The 15,549-nt window shown below is 70.9% G+C and carries 16 protein-coding genes; 12 read left to right on the top strand and 4 right to left on the bottom strand.

Translation table 11 applies throughout. From position 1 onward, the window contains the following. Positions 1-114: 114 nt before the first annotated feature. A complete protein-coding gene (locus HS109_05515; GenBank protein ID MBE7521828.1) occupies positions 115-1,068 on the top strand; it encodes a lyase in 954 nt (317 codons plus the stop codon). Between the two features lie 17 nt (positions 1,069-1,085). Here HS109_05515 and HS109_05510 read toward each other — a convergent pair whose 3' ends face one another. Next, positions 1,086-2,000: a CoA ester lyase gene (locus tag HS109_05510; GenBank protein ID MBE7521827.1), complete on the bottom strand. Its 915-nt coding sequence runs from the start codon at positions 1,998-2,000 to the stop codon at positions 1,086-1,088. Positions 2,001-2,093: 93 nt separating this feature from the next. Here HS109_05510 and trxA point away from each other — a divergent pair, with 93 nt between their 5' ends. From trxA to HS109_05465, 9 genes are all read left to right on the top strand, one after another. Further along, positions 2,094-2,444, top strand: a complete 351-nt coding sequence (gene trxA / locus HS109_05505; protein MBE7521826.1) for a thioredoxin — start codon at positions 2,094-2,096, stop codon at positions 2,442-2,444. 28 nt (positions 2,445-2,472) lie between these two features. Further along, positions 2,473-3,261 (top strand): class I SAM-dependent methyltransferase, encoded by a 789-nt coding sequence (locus HS109_05500; protein ID MBE7521825.1) that lies wholly within the window; start codon positions 2,473-2,475, stop codon positions 3,259-3,261. Between the two features lie 16 nt (positions 3,262-3,277). Beyond that, complete coding sequence (locus HS109_05495) at positions 3,278-4,318, top strand: aldo/keto reductase (protein MBE7521824.1); 1,041 nt, start codon at positions 3,278-3,280, stop codon at positions 4,316-4,318. Positions 4,319-4,452: 134 nt separating this feature from the next. Then, complete coding sequence (locus tag HS109_05490; protein MBE7521823.1) at positions 4,453-4,872, top strand: CBS domain-containing protein; 420 nt, start codon at positions 4,453-4,455, stop codon at positions 4,870-4,872. Positions 4,873-4,980: 108 nt separating this feature from the next. Continuing rightward, on the top strand, positions 4,981-5,931 hold the full coding sequence (argB, locus tag HS109_05485; protein ID MBE7521822.1) for an acetylglutamate kinase: 951 nt from the start codon (positions 4,981-4,983) through the stop codon (positions 5,929-5,931). Positions 5,932-6,036: 105 nt separating this feature from the next. After that, positions 6,037-7,512: a diguanylate cyclase gene (locus HS109_05480; GenBank protein MBE7521821.1), complete on the top strand. Its 1,476-nt coding sequence runs from the start codon at positions 6,037-6,039 to the stop codon at positions 7,510-7,512. 100 nt (positions 7,513-7,612) lie between these two features. Next, complete coding sequence (gene serC / locus HS109_05475) at positions 7,613-8,692, top strand: 3-phosphoserine/phosphohydroxythreonine transaminase (protein MBE7521820.1); 1,080 nt, start codon at positions 7,613-7,615, stop codon at positions 8,690-8,692. A 6-nt stretch (positions 8,693-8,698) separates the two neighbouring features. Further along, positions 8,699-9,871 carry a phosphoglycerate dehydrogenase gene (locus HS109_05470; GenBank protein ID MBE7521819.1) on the top strand — a complete coding sequence of 391 codons (1,173 nt, stop codon included), beginning with the start codon at positions 8,699-8,701 and terminating at the stop codon, positions 9,869-9,871. A gap of 17 nt (positions 9,872-9,888) precedes the next feature. After that, a complete protein-coding gene (locus HS109_05465) occupies positions 9,889-10,500 on the top strand; it encodes a glutathione S-transferase (GenBank protein ID MBE7521818.1) in 612 nt (203 codons plus the stop codon). A 25-nt stretch (positions 10,501-10,525) separates the two neighbouring features. Here HS109_05465 and HS109_05460 read toward each other — a convergent pair whose 3' ends face one another. Next, the gene (locus HS109_05460; protein MBE7521817.1) at positions 10,526-11,581 is read right to left on the bottom strand and encodes a dienelactone hydrolase family protein; all 1,056 of its coding nucleotides are present in this window, start codon (positions 11,579-11,581) and stop codon (positions 10,526-10,528) included. A 200-nt stretch (positions 11,582-11,781) separates the two neighbouring features. On the opposite strand from HS109_05460, the gene HS109_05455 reads away from it, so the two are divergent. Both HS109_05455 and HS109_05450 read left to right on the top strand, forming a co-directional pair. Then, entirely contained in the window at positions 11,782-12,744 is a 963-nt protein-coding gene (locus HS109_05455) for an AEC family transporter (GenBank protein ID MBE7521816.1), read from the top strand. A 36-nt stretch (positions 12,745-12,780) separates the two neighbouring features. After that, positions 12,781-13,380 (top strand): restriction endonuclease, encoded by a 600-nt coding sequence (locus tag HS109_05450; protein ID MBE7521815.1) that lies wholly within the window; start codon positions 12,781-12,783, stop codon positions 13,378-13,380. 48 nt (positions 13,381-13,428) lie between these two features. Here the strand turns inward: HS109_05450 and HS109_05445 are convergent, their stop codons facing one another. Both HS109_05445 and HS109_05440 read right to left on the bottom strand, forming a co-directional pair. Then, positions 13,429-14,022: a hypothetical protein gene (locus HS109_05445; protein MBE7521814.1), complete on the bottom strand. Its 594-nt coding sequence runs from the start codon at positions 14,020-14,022 to the stop codon at positions 13,429-13,431. 60 nt (positions 14,023-14,082) lie between these two features. Beyond that, positions 14,083-15,543: a GntP family permease gene (locus tag HS109_05440; protein ID MBE7521813.1), complete on the bottom strand. Its 1,461-nt coding sequence runs from the start codon at positions 15,541-15,543 to the stop codon at positions 14,083-14,085. Positions 15,544-15,549 lie beyond the last annotated feature (6 nt).

The following is a 15,549-nucleotide window of genomic DNA, read 5'->3' as shown; positions in this document are numbered from 1 at the left end:
GCACCTCGGTCACGGCCGACATCGTTGCGACAGCATCGTCAGCCGTCCGCCGAGGTTCGCGCGTATGCTCGTCACCGTGCCCGGCGCGAGCGTGCCGGCGCGGCGGAGGAACTCATGCATGGCCTGACGATGGTCGTCGTCGTGGCGCTGGCGCTTGGCGCAGGCATCGCCTCCGCCGAGACGCGCTACTACGACGTGGCGCGGGGCTCCGGACCGCACGACGTCGCGCCATCGCCCGGGCCCGACGGGCCGGTCTACTACACCGGCCAGCGCAACGGCACGCTCGGTATCGTCGATCCGGCGAGCGGTCGCGTCGAGGAGGTGAGACTCGGAAGCAGCTCGGCGCCGCACGGCGTGATCGTCGGCCCCGACGGCGCGGCGTGGATCACCGACGGCGGCATGAACGCCATCGTGCGCGTCGATGCCGCGACGCGTGCGGTGAAGGCGTGGAAGCTCCCGGCCGACGCGACGGGAGCGAACCTCAACACCGCGACGTTCGATCGGCGCGGCCTGCTCTGGTTCACCGGCCAGTCGGGTTGGTACGGCAGCCTCGATCCGGCGAAAGGCGAGGTGAAGGTGTGGCGCGCACCGCGCGGCTACGGGCCTTACGGCATCGCGACGACGCCGACGGGCGAGGTCTGGTACGCGTCGCTCGCGGGCAATCACATCGCGCGCATCGACGTCGAGACCGGCGTCGCGACGATCATCGATCCGCCGACTCCGCGCCAGGGCGCGCGCCGGATCTGGTCGGATTCGCGAGGCCGCCTGTGGGTGAGCTACTGGCACACCGGGCAGGTCGGCATGTACGACCCGGCGACGAAAGCGTGGAGGGAGTGGACCCTTCCCGGCGCCCATCCGAAAGCCTACTCGGTGTGGGTGGACGACCGCGACCGCGTGTGGCTCACCGAATGGTCGTCGAACGCCATCGTGCGCTTCGATCCGCGGACCGAGACCTTCACGAGCTTTCCGTCCGACCGCTCGCCGGCGAACGTGCGCCAGATGCTCGGCCGTGCCGGCGAGGCCTGGGGCGCGGAGTCGGGCACCGACCGGCTCGTCGTCATCCGCTGACCGCGCGGGCTGTCGGGTTACGCGGAGCTTCCCCGGGGCGGACGGGCGGGCCGCGGCCCCGCCGCGCCGAGTTCGCAAGCGCGGGCGACCAGGCGCAGCGCAGTCTGGTAGGCCGGAACTTCGACGAGCGATCCGTCGAGTTCGGCGCGACCGTTTCCGCGGGCGCGCGCCGCCTCGAACGCCGCGATCAGGCGCCGCGCGTGGTCGACCTCCGCGGCGCCTGGCGTGAGCACGCCGTTGACGATTCCGGCGTGGGCCGGGTCGACGAGGCTCTTGGCGCGGTATCCGAGGCGCCGTGCCCAGCGGGTGTCGCGCTCGACCCCTTCCGCGTCGGTCCAGGTGTAGGGAGCGTCGACCGCGGTGACGCCCGCGGCGACGCACTCGACGAGGAAGCGCTGGCGGGCATAGGCGAGTTCGGCGCCGTCGCGTGCGCGTTCGGCGCCGAGGTCGGCGGCCAGGTCCTCGGAGGCGAGGAGGCACGCCTGCACGCGCGGGCTCGCGGCCGCGATCGCCATCGTCTGCACGAGACCGCGGGCGAACTCGATGTTGGGCAGCAGCCGCGTCGAGCCGAGCGGCAACCGGAGTTCGCGCTCGAGGCGCGTCACTTCGGCGTCGAGACGCGCGACGTCGGCGGGATCGGCGACCTTCGGCAGTGCGACCACGTCGGGCGCGCCCCGCATCGCCGCCGCGAGATCGTCACGGCCGTCGCCGTCGAGCGGGTTGACGCGCACCGCCGCGACCGCGCCGGCCGCGCGCCAGGCGCGGAAGACCCCGGGGGCTGCCGCGCGCGCGTGCGCGCGGCGCTGCGGCGGGGTGAAGTCCTCGAGTTCCTGGATCAGGACGTCCGCGCCCGACGACGGGGCCGCCGCGAGCGCGTCGTCGTCGCCGCCGGGAACGAAGAGCCAGGAGCGGCAGTGCGAGGCAGGGCGCATGGCGGGGGCGGGCGGCGGCAACGTCGTTCCTCGTCGGTCGGCCAGGCACCCGCGGACGTTGAATCCGGCGCCGGTCGTCCCGACCATGGCATGATGCCGAAAAACGGAGCCCCCATGCAAAACGTCAGCGACGCCAGCTTCCGGACCGACGTGCTCGAGTCCGACGTTCCCGTGCTCGTGGATTTCTGGGCGCCGTGGTGCGGACCCTGCCGCGCCGTCGCCCCGATCCTCGAGGAACTCGATGCCGAGTTCGCCGGGCGCCTGAAGATCGTCAAGATGAACGTCGACGAGAACGGCGAGATCCCCGGGGCGCTCGGCGTGCGGAGCATCCCCACGCTCGTGATGTTCCGCGGCGGCAAGGCGGTGCAGGGGGCGGTCGGAGCGTTGAGCAAGCAGCAGCTCGTCTCGTTCGTCACGCCGCACCTCGAGGCGAAGGTCGGCTGACCGGTCGGCCCGCGGCCCCGGTCGCACGGTGACGTCCACGCTCCCGCGGAGGTTCCTGCAGCGCCAACTCCGGTCGCTCGTGCGCCGCGGCGGCGTGTCTGCCGCCGATGCGTCCGGCAGCTACGCGGTGCAGCACCTGCCCGAATGGATGGCGAAGGACGGGTTCGACTTCGCGCGCTGGCGCGCGATGTGGGTCGAACGGAATCCGCGCAACGACCGGGCGGACCTCGCGCGGCTGGTGATGTTCCTGGAGAACGCCGCGGTTCTCGAACGCGAAGGCATCGCGGGGAGCCTCGCCGAACTCGGTGTCTACAAGGGCACCACGGCGAGGCTGCTGCACGAACTCCTGCCGGAGCGTCGACTGTGGCTGTTCGACACCTTCGAAGGCTTCGACGAACGTGACCTCGCCCAGGAGCGCAAGGCGGCGACGTTCCGCTTCGACGACACCTCGCTCGAGGCGGTGCTCCGCCACGTGGGCGACACCGGCGACGTGCGCGCCTGCAAGGGACGCTTCCCCGAAACCGCGGGTGCCGTGCCCGATGACGAGGTCTTCGCGCTCGTGCACCTCGACGCCGACCTCTTCCAGCCGACCGCCGACGCGCTCGCGTTCTTCTATCCGCGCCTCGCGCCCGGCGGCTTCCTGATCATGCACGACTACGGCAGCGGAGCCTGGACGGGTGTCTCGCAGGCGGTCGACGCCTTCTTCGCCACGCGGCCGGAGAGCATCGTGCGCATTCCCGACAAGTCGGGAACGGCGATCGTGCGCCGGTCGAAGCCGGGCGCGTCCGGCCACGGTGCGGCGACCGCGCCCGCCTGACCCTCCAGCACATCCGATGCGTCACCGCACGTTGCCCGGCATCCCGCTCGACGTTTCCGAGTTGTGCCTCGGCACCATGACCTGGGGCGAGCAGAACAGCGAGGCCGACGCGCACGCGCAGCTCGACTTCGCGCTCGCGCGCGGCATCAACTTCATCGACACCGCCGAGATGTATCCGGTGCCGGCGACCGCGGCGACGCAGGGGCGCACCGAGTCGATCCTCGGCACGTGGATCGGGAAGCGCGGACGCGAGGGCCTCGTGATCGCAAGCAAGGTCGCGGGCCCGGGGCGGCGCCCCTGGATCCGCGACGGCCGCACCGACCTCACCCGCGACACGATCGCCGAAGCGGTGGCCACGAGCTTGTCGCGCCTCCGTCTCGACTGCATCGACCTCTACCAGATCCATTGGCCGCAGCGGAACGTCCCCCAGTTCGGCGCGGCCGTGTTCGATCCGTCGCTGGAGCGGGAGGGACCGGCGATGCGCGAGCAGGTCGAGGGCATGGCGCGGATGATCGACGCCGGGAAGATCCGCAGTTGGGGCCTGTCGAACGAGACCGCATGGGGCGTGTGCGAGGCCCGCCGGATCGCGCGCGAGCTCTCGGTTCCGGGGCCCGTCACCGTGCAGAACAGTTGCAGCCTGGTGTCGCGTGCCGTCGAGGGCGACCTCGCCGAAGCGGTGTTCCGCGAAGGCCTCTCGGTGCTCGCGTACGGTCCGCTCGCCGGAGGCTTGCTGACCGGCAAGTACCGGGGCGGGGCGACCCCGCGCGGCGCCCGCTACGTGCGGTTCGACAGCGTCGGCACCCGCTACCGGAAACCGATCGTGCACGAAGCCTGCGAAGCCTACGCCGAAGTCGCACGCACCCATGGACGTTCGATGGTCGAACTCGCGCTCGGGTGGCTGCGCTCGCGCTGGTACGTCGGAGCGACGATTCTCGGCGCCACGACGCTCGCGCAGCTCGACGAGAACATCGCGGCAGCGGAAGTCGAACTCGACGCGGCGACGCTCTCCGACATCGCGGCGGTGCAGCTTCGCTACCCGAACCCGGCCGGCTACTGACGGCGAGGCGCGCGGTCGGCAGCGAACCGACACGCTGCGCCGCCGGGTCGATCGGAACGGCGTGCCAGCCCCCCTTGACGGAACCGGGCGGCCGGCGCCCAATGTCCGTTCGAGGAAGACGTCAGGAGGGGACCATGCGCTCGCTGCGGACGATCGTCGCCGGCCGGCCGCCGGTGACCGTGACCCGGACCGCCACGGTGGTCGAGGCGGCGCGCCAGATGAAAGAGCGCAACGTCGGCTCGGTGGTCGTCGTCGATGGCACGCGGCTCGTCGGGATCTTCACCGAACGCGACGCGCTGTTCCGCGTGCTGGCCGCCGAGCGCGATCCTTCGACGACGCGGCTCTCCGAGGTGATGACGCGCGAGCCGCAGACGCTCACTCCCGACGAGCCGTTCCTGCGCGCGTTGCGCGTGATGCATGAAGGCCGGTTCCGGCACCTCCCGGTCGTCGAGCAGGGGCGGCCGATCGGTATCGTCTCGGTGCGCGACGCGCTCGACGAAGACCTCGCCGAACTGCGCTTCGACCTGGAGCAGCGCGAGGAGATGCGCGAGTAGTCCGTCGGGACGCGGCCGCGCACGCGTTCGGCTCCGTAGTGCGCGCGCACGGCATGCGCGCAGGCGGTCCGTGGTTCGGTACCATCGGGCCTGCGTCCCCGTCCGACCATGCCCAGCGCCGCCGCCACCGCCCGCACGCTCGCCGAGGCGCTGCCCTATCTGCGCGCCTACCACGGCAGGGTCATCGTCGTCCGCTTCGGCGGGGCCGCGATGGCCGATCCGGCGCTCAAGGCCAACTTCGCGCGCGATGTCGCCCTGCTGCGGCTCGTGGGGATGCAGCCGGTCGTCGTGCACGGCGGCGGCTGGCGCATCGACGAGGTCCTCGCCTCGATGGGGATGCCCGTCCGGCGCGCGCGGGGATTGCGCGTCACCGATGCGAAGACGCTCACCGTCGTCGAGATGGCGTTGGACGAACTGAATCAGGAACTCACCGGCCTCATCAACCAGCACGGCGGGCGCGCCGTCGGAATCAACGGCCAGGACGGCCGCTTCATCCGCGCGGTCAAGCGCCGCGAGCTTCCCGCGCCGGGCGAACCCGAGTTGGACCTGGGTCACGTCGGCGACATCGCATCGATCGACGTCGAACTCGTGAACCTGCTGCTGTCGCGCTCGTTCGTTCCGGTGGTCATGCCGCTCGGCGTCGGCGAGGACGGGACCGCGTTCCACATCCTGTCGGACCGGCTCGCCGGCGAACTCGCCCGTGCGCTCGGCGCCGAAAAGCTGATCCTGATGACCAACACCCGCGGGCTCGTGGGCAGCGAAGGCCGGCTCGTGCCGATCCTGGCGGCGAAGGAGGTCGAAGGCCTCGTCGCCACGGGGCGGATCGACACCGAGGTGCGCGAGCGCGCGATCGCCGCCGTGGCTGCGGTGCGTTCCGGCGTGCGGTCGGTGCACCTGATCGACGGCGGTGTGCCGAGCGCGCTGTTGCTCGAAGTGCTCACGGCCGACGGCGTCGGTACGGCGATCCGCTCCGACGACGGTCCGCACTTCCTCGAGGACAGCCGGGCCTACCTGCTCGAGTCCGCGGGCAGCGAAGCGTCGGGACGCGGCGCTCGCTGAGCGGCTCGGCCGCGGGCACGGCCCTTGCGCCTGTCGCCGGGCGCGACCGCGCGGCGACGCTCCATCGTCCTGCCGCGGACACGGCGCGTCACAACCTGCCCCACGATGCCGCCCCTCGGACGCCCGCTGCCGGTCTTTCTCCCGAACGACTACGAGGCGATGTTCGACCTCGCGCCGGTGTCGCTGTGGCTCGAGGACTACAGCGGCGTCAAGGCGCTCTTCGAACGCTGGCGCGCGGACGGGATCACCGATCTCGTGGCGCACCTGCGGGCCGATCGCTCGCGCATCGACGCCTGCATGCAGGCGATCCGTCTGGTCCGGGTCAACCGGCGCACACTGGAACTCTACGGGGCCCGCGACCAGGACCATCTCGTCGCGAACCTGCCGCGGGTCTTCCGCGACGACATGGCCGACGGACACATCGGGGAACTCGCGCAATTGTGGGAGGGCGGCGGTCGTTTCTCGAGCGAGACGGTGAACTACGCCTTGTCGGGGGAACGCCTCGACCTCCTGCTCGACGGGACGGTGCTGCCGGGCCACGAGGAGCGCTGGGACCGCGTGCTGGTGGCGATCGAGGACGTGACCGCCCGCGCGCGCGCCGAGCGCAATCTCGCGCGGAGCGAAGCCTACGCGCGCGGCCTCTTCGAGGATTCTCCGGTCTCGCTGTGGGTCGAGGACTTCTCGGCGATTCGCCGGCGGCTCTCCGACCTCCGCGCGCGGGGGATCACCGATCTCCGGACCTTCCTGTCGGTGCATCCGGACTTCGTCTCGCAGTGCATGCGCGAGATCCGGGTGATGGACGTGAACCGCCGCACGCTCACGATGTTCGGTGCGCCGAGCCGCGAGGCGCTGCTCACGCGGCTGGACGAGGTGTTCCGCGACGACATGCGCACCCATTTCGCCGAGCAGTTGATCGATCTGTGGGACGGGCGGCTCGTCCAGCAGCGCGAGGTGGTCAACTACACGCTCGGCGGCGAGCGCGTGAACGTCTACATGCAGTTTACCGTGATGCCCGGGCACGAGGCCGACTGGGAACTCGTCCTCGTCTCCCTCACCGATATCACCGCGCGCAAGAAGGCCGAGGCCTACCTCGAGTACCTCGGCAAGCACGACGTTCTGACCCAGCTCGCGAACCGCTCGTTCTTCGAGAGCGAACTCGCGCGGCTCGAGCGCACCGGTCCCCATCCGGTGGCGGTCGTGATGGCCGACCTGAACGGCCTCAAGGTGGTGAACGACCAGGACGGCCATGCCGCGGGCGACGCGCTGCTGCGGCGGGCGGGCGAGGTGCTGGCGAAGGCCGTCACCGACACGATGGTCGCGGCGCGCCTGGGCGGCGACGAGTTCGCGCTGCTCGTGCCGGGCGGCGACGAGGCCGAGGCGGTCGCGCTGGTCGAGCGCATCGCGAGTCTCGTGGACCTCAACAACCAGTACTACCAGGGCGCGCGACTCGAGTTCGCGCTGGGCGCAGCCGTCTGGCACGAGGGCGAGCGCATCGAGACGACGCTCTCCCGGGCCGACGAACGCATGTACGAGGCGAAGAAGCGCTGGTACTCGTCCCGGGGCCGCGACCGCCGCAGGTAGGTCGAGGCGGGCGCATCCGGCGGCCCGATTCTCGCGTGTCCGAACGGGAGGCATGACCCCTTCCGATACAATCGGCGCTTCCGGAATTCGCTCGCCTCCCATGCGCATCCACAACTTCAGCGCCGGCCCCGCCGTGCTCCCCGAACCGGTGCTGCGCCAGGCCGCCGCGGAAATGCTCGACTGGCGCGGCAGCGGCATGTCGGTGATGGAGATGAGCCACCGCGGCGAGGAGTTCATCGAGATCGCCGCCAAGGCCGAAGCCGACCTGCGCACGCTGCTCGCGATCCCCGCGAACTACAAGGTCCTGTTCCTGCAGGGCGGCGCGATCGGCGAGAACGCCATCGTCCCGATGAACCTCCTCGGGGGGCGCACGAGCATCGACTTCGTGAACACCGGCGAGTGGTCGAAGAAGTCGATCAAGGAGGCGAAGCGCTACGCGACGGTCAACATCGCCGCTTCGTCGGAAGCCGAGGGTTTCACCTGCGTGCCCGCGCGCGAGACCTGGAAGCTCGATCCGTCGGCCGCCTATGTGCACGTATGCACCAACGAGACGATCGGCGGCGTCGAGTACCCGTTCACGCCGGATACCGGCGCGGTGCCGCTCGTCGCCGACATGTCGTCGCACCTCCTCTCGCGCCCGGTCGACGTCGCCCGCTACGGGGTCATCTACGGCGGCGCCCAGAAGAACATGGGGCCCGCGGGCCTGACGGTCGTCATCGTGCGGGACGACCTCCTCGACCGCGCGCTGCCGATCTGCCCCTCCGCGTTCCACTGGAAGGAGCAGGCCGAGGCCGACTCGATGCTCAACACGCCGCCGACCTGGGCGATCTACATCGCGGGGCTCGTGTTCGAGTGGCTGCTCGCCCAGGGCGGTTTGCCCGCGATCGAGCGCAAGAACATCGCGAAGGCGAAGCTCCTCTACGACGTGCTGGACGCGAGCGGGTTCTATCGTACTCCGGTGCGGAAGTCCGACCGCTCGCGGATGAACGTGCCGTTCCGCCTTCCCGACGAGAAGCTCGACGCGGCCTTCCTGAAGGGCGCGGAGGAACGCGGCATGATCCAGTTGAAGGGCCATCGCGCGGTCGGGGGCATCCGGGCGTCGATCTACAACGCGATGCCGATCGAGGGCGTGCAGGCGCTGGCCGACTACATGAAGGACTTCGAGCGCCGCCACGGCTGAAGCGCGATGCACCGGATCCTCACGATCAACGCGATCTCGTCGCAGGGCCTCGCGCGCTTTCCCGCCGACCGCTACACGGTCGGCAAGGCCGTCGAGCATCCCGACGCGATCCTCGTTCGCTCGCACGACATGCACGCGATGGCGATTCCGCCGAGCGTCAAGGCGGTCGGGCGCGCGGGCGCGGGCACCAACAACATCCCGGTCGCGGCGCTGTCGGCGCGCGGCGTGCCGGTGTTCAACGCGCCGGGCGCCAACGCCAATGCGGTGAAGGAACTCGTGCTGACCGCGATCCTGATGGCGGCGCGCAACCTGGTGCCGGCGATCCGCTACGTCGAGAGTCTCGACCGCGGCGCGCCGGACCTCGAGGCGCGCATCGAGGAAGGCAAGAAGGCGTACGCGGGCGTCGAGCTGCCGCAGCGCACGCTCGGCATCGTGGGCCTGGGGGCGATCGGCGGCCTGGTGGCCGACGTCGCGATCCGGCTCGGGATGAAGGTCATCGGCTTCGACCCCGAGATCACCGTCGACGCCGCCTGGCGCCTGCCCGCGTCGGTGCGCAAGGCGCACTCGATCGACGAAGTGATGAAGTCGGCGGACTTCGTCACCCTGCACGTCCCGCTGTTGCCGGTGACGCGCCACCTGGTCGACGCGCGCCGCCTCGCGCTCGCGAAGCCCGGGATGACGCTCCTCAACTTCTCCCGCGACGCGATCGTCGACGAGGACGCCGCGATCGCGGCGTTGCGTGCCTCGCGACTGCGCGCCTATTTCACCGACTTCCCGACCGCGAAGCTGATCGGGGAGCGGGGCGTCGTCGCGCTGCCGCACCTCGGGGCATCGACCGCGGAGGCCGAGGACAACTCCGCCGCGATGGTCGTCGACCAGATCCGCGAGTTCCTCGAGCACGGGACGATCGCGAACTCGGTCAACTTCCCGAACGTCGAGATGGAGCGCGAGGCGCCGCACCGGATCGCGATCGCCAACGCGAACGTCCCGAACATGCTGGGCCAGATCAGCTCGACGCTGGCCGGCGCCGGGCTCAACATCCACAACATGGTCAACCGCTCGCGCGGCGAGATGGCCTACACGCTGGTCGACACCGACAGCGCCCCGGGCGAGGCCACGATCGGCGCGATCGCCTCGATCGGCGGCGTGCTGTCGGTGCGCGCCATTCCTGCCGGCTGAACTCCGGGGAGGGTCCGTTGAAGCTCTACTACGCCGCCACGTCGCCGTTCGCACGCAAGTGCCTGGTCTGCGCGCATGAACTCGGGCTGCGCGATCGCATCGAAACGGTCGCGGCGAAGGCCCATCCGGTGGAGCGCGACCGCACGCTCGTTCCGCTCAATCCGCTCGCGCAGGTGCCCACGCTCGTCGCCGACGACGGCACCGTGCTGCACGACAGTCGCGTCATCTGCGAGTACCTGAACCTGCTCGCCGACGGAGAGATCTTCCCGCCGGACGCCCCGGCCCGCTTCAATGCGCTGGTCGAACAGTCGATTGCGGACGGCATGACCGACGCCGCGCTGCTGACACGCTACGAGACGACCGCGCGCCCCGAGGCGATGCGCTGGGGCCCCTGGATCGAGGGCCAGCTCGACAAGGTCGCGTGCGGTTTGGCCGACCTCGAGCGTCGCGCCACCGGGTTCGGCGACCGCGTCGACATCGGCACCATCGCGTTCGCCTGCGCGCTGGGCTACCTCGACCTCCGGTTCGCGTCGCTCGAATGGCGCGACCGGCACCCGAACGCCGCGGCCTGGTTCGCGTGGTTCGGCGGTCGCGACTCGATGTTCGCCACGCGCCCGCCGGCGGCCTGACGCGGGACCGGCATCGGGACGCCGGTCAGCGCGCCAGCGTCTGCTTCAGGAACGCGACCGCGGCGTCGGCGGCCTTGTCGCGCGCGCGGTGGTTGCCCTCGGTGTTCGCGCCCTGCGCCGCACACTCCTTCACCATGTCGCGGTAGGCGTCGCCCTGCAGGCGCGCGCCCGACCGGCTGTCGTACGCGGCGAAGGTGTCGATGTCGACGCGGATCGGGCAGTCGGCCTTGGAGCGGACGACCGAGCGGTTGTAGTGGCGCCGCAGGTCGTCCGCGTCGAACTTGTGGTGGGCGCCGGGTATGACGACGAACTCGACCGGCGTGCCGGCCTGGCGGATTTCGTCGGCGAAGGACTTGCAGGGCTCGATCGGCGTGTAGTCGTCCGCGTCGCCGTGGATGAACAGCATCGGCTCCTTCGCGAACACGCCCGGCTTCACGACGACGCGCTGGGAGCCCGTGCACCCTCCGGTGTACACCGGGACGTGCGCGGCGAACCGCAGCCCGTCCGGAAGCTTCTGCGAGCGGATCACCCGCTCGAGCGACGAGCGCCACGCGACCGCGCCTCCGCGCGAGAATCCCATGACCGCGATCCGTTTCGGATCGACACGAGGGTGCGTCGCCAGGAGTGCGAGCGCGTTGAACGCGTCGGCGAGGTCCGCGGAGGAGGGCACCAGCGTCTGGTCGTCGGCGGTGCTGGAGACGCCGCGCGGGCCGAACAGGTCGAGCGCGAACACCGCGAACCCCGCGGCGTTGAGCCTCTTCGGCCAGTAGTCGAGGTACGCCGGGTAGACGCCGCCCGAACCGTGCACGAGGACGACGGCGGGCGCGCGATCCGTTCCGGAAGGCAGGAACAGGTGGCCGACGATGTTCACGTCCTTCGGCGCCTTGCCGCCGAAGAGTTCCAGCAGCGTCTTCGGCGTCGAACTCGCGAACGCGTAGCTGCCGTTGCCCTGGGCGGACGCGAAGCTCGTGATGACTTCCGGGGCCTGCGCCCGGACGGGCATGGCGAAGGCGAGAGCGACGAACGCCATGAAAGTCGCTGCGTACGTGACTGCGGCGGTCGGCTTGGGAATCGTGATCATGGGTCTCGTGGCGGCGGAGTTTCGGCGGGCTGGATCGGGACGAGCGAGAGCCTAAACGAGGGGAGGACGCGTGCGCAACGGCATCCGACCGCTGGCGTACCGCGGCCCGCCCGGTCCGGAGCGTGCCGCGTTGCGGCCGTGCGGTTCCCGCCTGGCAGAGGCGCCCTCCGGTGGGCGGCGAATTTGCGACAATCGCGCCCGTGCTCGCGATCCTCGGCATCACCTTTCCGTTCTTCGCGCTGGTCCTGTGCGGCTACCTCGCGACGCGGCGCGGCATGATGCCGCCCTCCGCGATCCCCGGCCTGAACGGCTTCGTACTGTACTTCGCGCTGCCGTGCATGCTGTTCCGGTTCGGCGCGACGACGCCGATCCTGCGCGACCTCACGGTCGGGCTCGCGGCGGTGTACCTCGGCTGCGCCGCCGTGATGGTCGCGTTCACCGTCGCGGTGACGATTTCGCCGCGGATCGGCTGGAACGATGCGGCGTTCGGGGCGCTGGTCGCCGCGTTCCCCAACACCGGCTACATGGGCGTGCCGTTGCTCGTCGCGTTGCTGGGCGAGGCCGCGGCTGGCCCGGCGATGGCCACGATCCTGATCGACCTCCTGTTCACGAGCTCGGTCTGCATCGCGCTCTCGCAACTCGGCGGCGCCGGCGACGGCGGTTCCGGAGGTGCGCTGCGTGCGGCGCTGAAGGGCATGGTCGTCAACCCGCTGCCGTGGGCGATCCTCTCCGGCGTTGCGGTCTACGCCTCGGGCGTCGTCCTGCCCGGGCCGGTCATGCAGACCGTCGCGCTGCTGGCGGACGCGGCGTCGCCGGCGGCGTTGTTCACGATCGGCGCGGTGCTGGCGCGCTCGCAGATGGAGGTGCATCGTCCCACGCCATGGGCCGAGTTCGTGCCGGTGGCGCTGCTGAAACTCGTCGTGCATCCGCTGCTGGTGCTGGCGATCGGCTCGAGCGCGATCGACCTCGGCGTGCCGCTCGACCGTTTCGCGCTCGGCGTGATCGTGCTGGTCGCCGCGCTGCCGTCGGCGTCCAACGTGGCGATGCTCGCGGAGCGGTTTTGCGCCGACAACGGGCGCATCGCGCGCATCATCCTCGTGTCGACCGCGTTCGCGTTCCTGACCTTCTTCGCGGCCGTCGCGCTCTTGGCGGGCGCGCGGTAGCATCCGCGTTCACCGGTTCCGACCCCGCGAGACGCCATGCAGTGGAAGATGAACGAGAACTCGCTCTTCGCGATCCTGCTGCGCTCGCCGTGGTGGATCAGCGCGGCGATCGTCGCGGGCCTTTGCGGGCTCGCCCTCGCCGTCCTGCCCGCGACCTGGCGGGCGGTCGGCCTCTTCTCGGGCGCACCGTTCCTGGTGATCGCCGTCATCGCCCTCTCGCGGCAACTGCGCGCGCCCTCGGCGAAGCGGGTCGGGGCCACGCTGGACGCGGTGCGCGCGATGTCGTGGAGCGCGTTCGCCGACGCGCTGCAGCAGGGGTTCCGGCGCGACGGCTACGAGGTGAGCCGGATCGACGCCGCCGCCGCGGATTTCGAGATCGCGAAGGAGGGCCGCCGATCGGTCGTCAGCGGCCGTCGCTGGAAGGCCGCGCGCACCGGACTCGCGCCGCTCGAGGAACTCGTCGCGCTGCGCGAGGCCCGCGATGCGCGCGAGGCGATCTACGTGCTCGGCGGCGAACTCTCCGATCCGGCGCGCGCGTTCGCGGCGAAGGAACGCATCACGCTGCTCGCCGGGGCGGAACTCGCGAAACTCCTGCCGGACGCCGGTCAGACGCCGCGCATCCGCCCGGCGCGCTGACCGGATCGCGAACTTCGGGCGCGCCGCAGGCAGGATCAGTCGGGCAGATCATTCGCCGCACAGGAGGCGCATGCGCCGCTCCGCGCGGTCGAACTCCTCGTCGGTGTTCGCCTGCAGCAACTGCTCCTTCGCCTGGTCGCAGGCGCTGGCTTCCCGGACCGCCGCGGCGGGCGCGGCGGCAGGAGCCGGGGCGGGCGCCGCGGCGGTCTGGCGCGCCGGAGGCGCGCAACGCGCGTCGTCGGCGAGACGAATGTTGTTGAACGAACCGCGTTCGATCGCGACGCAGTCGCCGATGCGCTTGCCGGTCTGGTCCGAGACGATCGTGGTCGTCGTACCGTTCCCCATGAGCACCGTGTACTCGATGGCCTGGCTCGAACCCATCGCGCCGCCGATCCGCCGGCCCGCGTACACGCCTCCGACACCGCGCAGCGCCTGGTTGCTGCTCGAACGATTGCGTCCCGAGACCAGTCCGACCGTGCCTCCGACGAGCGCACCGCCCATCTGCGCGTTCGAACTGTCGACGGTGACGTTGCGCAGGGCGGTCACGCGCCCGTAGGTGACGCTCGACTGCGCGAGCGCGGGAGTCGCCGCGGCGGCGAGCAGGACGCCTGCAAACGTCCATCCGATTGTTTCAAGCTTCATGCAATTCTCCGATGCGACGATGCGTCGCGAACCTGCGGATTCTACCCTTCGCGCAGCGCGTCAGAACGATCCCACGGTTGAACCCAGCGCGATCACGGCGACGAGCGCGATGATCGCTCCGACGATCGCCACCATCACGATGCCGAGGTAGCTCTCCTTGTGCGAGCAGCCGCAGATCGACAGCAGCGTCACCACCGCGCCGTTGTGCGGCAGGCTGTCGAGCGTGCCGGCGCCGATCACGGCCACGCGATGCAGCAGCCCCGGATCGATGCCCATCAGGGTCGCGAGCTTGAGGTAGGTGTCGCCCAGCGTGTCGAGCGCGATCGTGAGGCCGCCGGAGGCGGAACCGGTGAGTGCCGACAGCACGTTGGTGGCGAGCGCCAGCGAGACGAGCGGTCCACCCTCGATCTGCAGCACCCAGTCCCGCACCTCCGCGAACGCGGGCATCGCGGCCACCACCGCGCCGAAGCCGACGAGGCTCGCGACGCTCACGACCGGCAGGACCGACGCGTGGGCACCGGTGTCCACGCTCGCGCGGACCGACGCGAACCGGCTGCGGTTCAGCGCCACGACCGCGACGATGCCGCAGGCGAGGGCGAACAGGACGCCCCAGACGCCGCTGGCGGCGAACAACGCATCCTGGTCGAAGCGCAGCGCGCCGATGCGCTCGAAGTCGAGGCGCGGCACCACGATGAGCGAGGCGATGAGGTTGACGACGATGACCACCAGCAGCGGCAGGATCGCCACGAGCGGAGAGGGCGACTGGAACGCGGGAGCGGCGTCCTCGATCTCCGCCGGGTCGAAGCCGCTCGCGGCGCTCGCGCGGGCGCGCAGTTCGGGTTCGTCGATCGACGGCGTGGTTTCCTTCGCTGTCGCGTCACGCCGCGCGAAGCCTTCGCCGGCCGCGCGCGCCCGTCGGGTCGCGCGGCCGAGCCACCACAGTCCGAAGCCCGCCATGATCGCGGAGGCGACGATCCCGAGTCCGGGGGCGGCGAACGGCGTCGTACCGAAGAACGGCATCGGAATCGCGTTCTGGATCGCCGGCGTGCCCGGAAGAGCGCTCATCGTGAAGGTCATCGTGCCGAGCGCGACGGTGGCCGGCAGGAGTCGGCTGGGAATGTCGGCGGCGCGGAACAGCGCCTGGCCCATCGGGACGATGACGAAGATCGCGACGAAGAGACTCACGCCGCCGTAGGTGACGACCGCGCCCGCGAGCACCACCGCGAGGATCGCGCGCTTCGGGCCGAGCTTTTCGGTCATGAACCGCGCGATCGACGTCACTGCGCCGCTGTCGTCCATCAGCTTGCCGAAGATCGCCCCCAGCAGGAACAGCGGGAAGAACTGGCCGATGAAGCCGGCCGCAGCCCCCATGAAGGTGAGCGTCCAGTGGGCGAGGAGCGGTTGGGCGGCGAACGCCGAGGCGACGAGCGCGCCGAGCGGCGCGAGCACCAGCACGCTCCAGCCGCGGAAGGACAGCCACACCAGGACGGCGAGGCCCGCGAGGATGCCGAAGAGTCCCATGTCCGT

The sequence above is a fragment of the Burkholderiales bacterium genome (genome assembly GCA_015075645.1).
In the GTDB taxonomy this organism is placed as follows: domain Bacteria; phylum Pseudomonadota; class Gammaproteobacteria; order Burkholderiales; family Casimicrobiaceae; genus VBCG01.
Note: the sequence above shows the minus strand (reverse complement) of the source record. Positions and strands in the feature narration are given on the sequence as shown.

What these genes read in the sequence shown, in the direction of transcription:
- HS109_05480 (MBE7521821.1), top strand. Translation starts at nt 6,037, where the DNA reads ATGCCGCCCCTCGGACGCCCGCTGCCGGTCTTTCTCCCGAACGACTAC.
- HS109_05470 (MBE7521819.1), top strand. Translation starts at nt 8,699, where the DNA reads ATGCACCGGATCCTCACGATCAACGCGATCTCGTCGCAGGGCCTCGCG.
- trxA (MBE7521826.1), top strand. Translation starts at nt 2,094, where the DNA reads ATGCCGAAAAACGGAGCCCCCATGCAAAACGTCAGCGACGCCAGCTTC.
- HS109_05495 (MBE7521824.1), top strand. Translation starts at nt 3,278, where the DNA reads ATGCGTCACCGCACGTTGCCCGGCATCCCGCTCGACGTTTCCGAGTTG.
- argB (MBE7521822.1), top strand. Translation starts at nt 4,981, where the DNA reads ATGCCCAGCGCCGCCGCCACCGCCCGCACGCTCGCCGAGGCGCTGCCC.
- HS109_05490 (MBE7521823.1), top strand. Translation starts at nt 4,453, where the DNA reads ATGCGCTCGCTGCGGACGATCGTCGCCGGCCGGCCGCCGGTGACCGTG.
- HS109_05510 (MBE7521827.1), bottom strand. Translation starts at nt 2,000, where the DNA reads ATGCGCCCTGCCTCGCACTGCCGCTCCTGGCTCTTCGTTCCCGGCGGC.
- HS109_05445 (MBE7521814.1), bottom strand. Translation starts at nt 14,022, where the DNA reads ATGAAGCTTGAAACAATCGGATGGACGTTTGCAGGCGTCCTGCTCGCC.
- serC (MBE7521820.1), top strand. Translation starts at nt 7,613, where the DNA reads ATGCGCATCCACAACTTCAGCGCCGGCCCCGCCGTGCTCCCCGAACCG.
- HS109_05440 (MBE7521813.1), bottom strand. Translation starts at nt 15,543, where the DNA reads ATGGGACTCTTCGGCATCCTCGCGGGCCTCGCCGTCCTGGTGTGGCTG.
- HS109_05515 (MBE7521828.1), top strand. Translation starts at nt 115, where the DNA reads ATGCATGGCCTGACGATGGTCGTCGTCGTGGCGCTGGCGCTTGGCGCA.
- HS109_05450 (MBE7521815.1), top strand. Translation starts at nt 12,781, where the DNA reads ATGCAGTGGAAGATGAACGAGAACTCGCTCTTCGCGATCCTGCTGCGC.
- HS109_05460 (MBE7521817.1), bottom strand. Translation starts at nt 11,581, where the DNA reads ATGATCACGATTCCCAAGCCGACCGCCGCAGTCACGTACGCAGCGACT.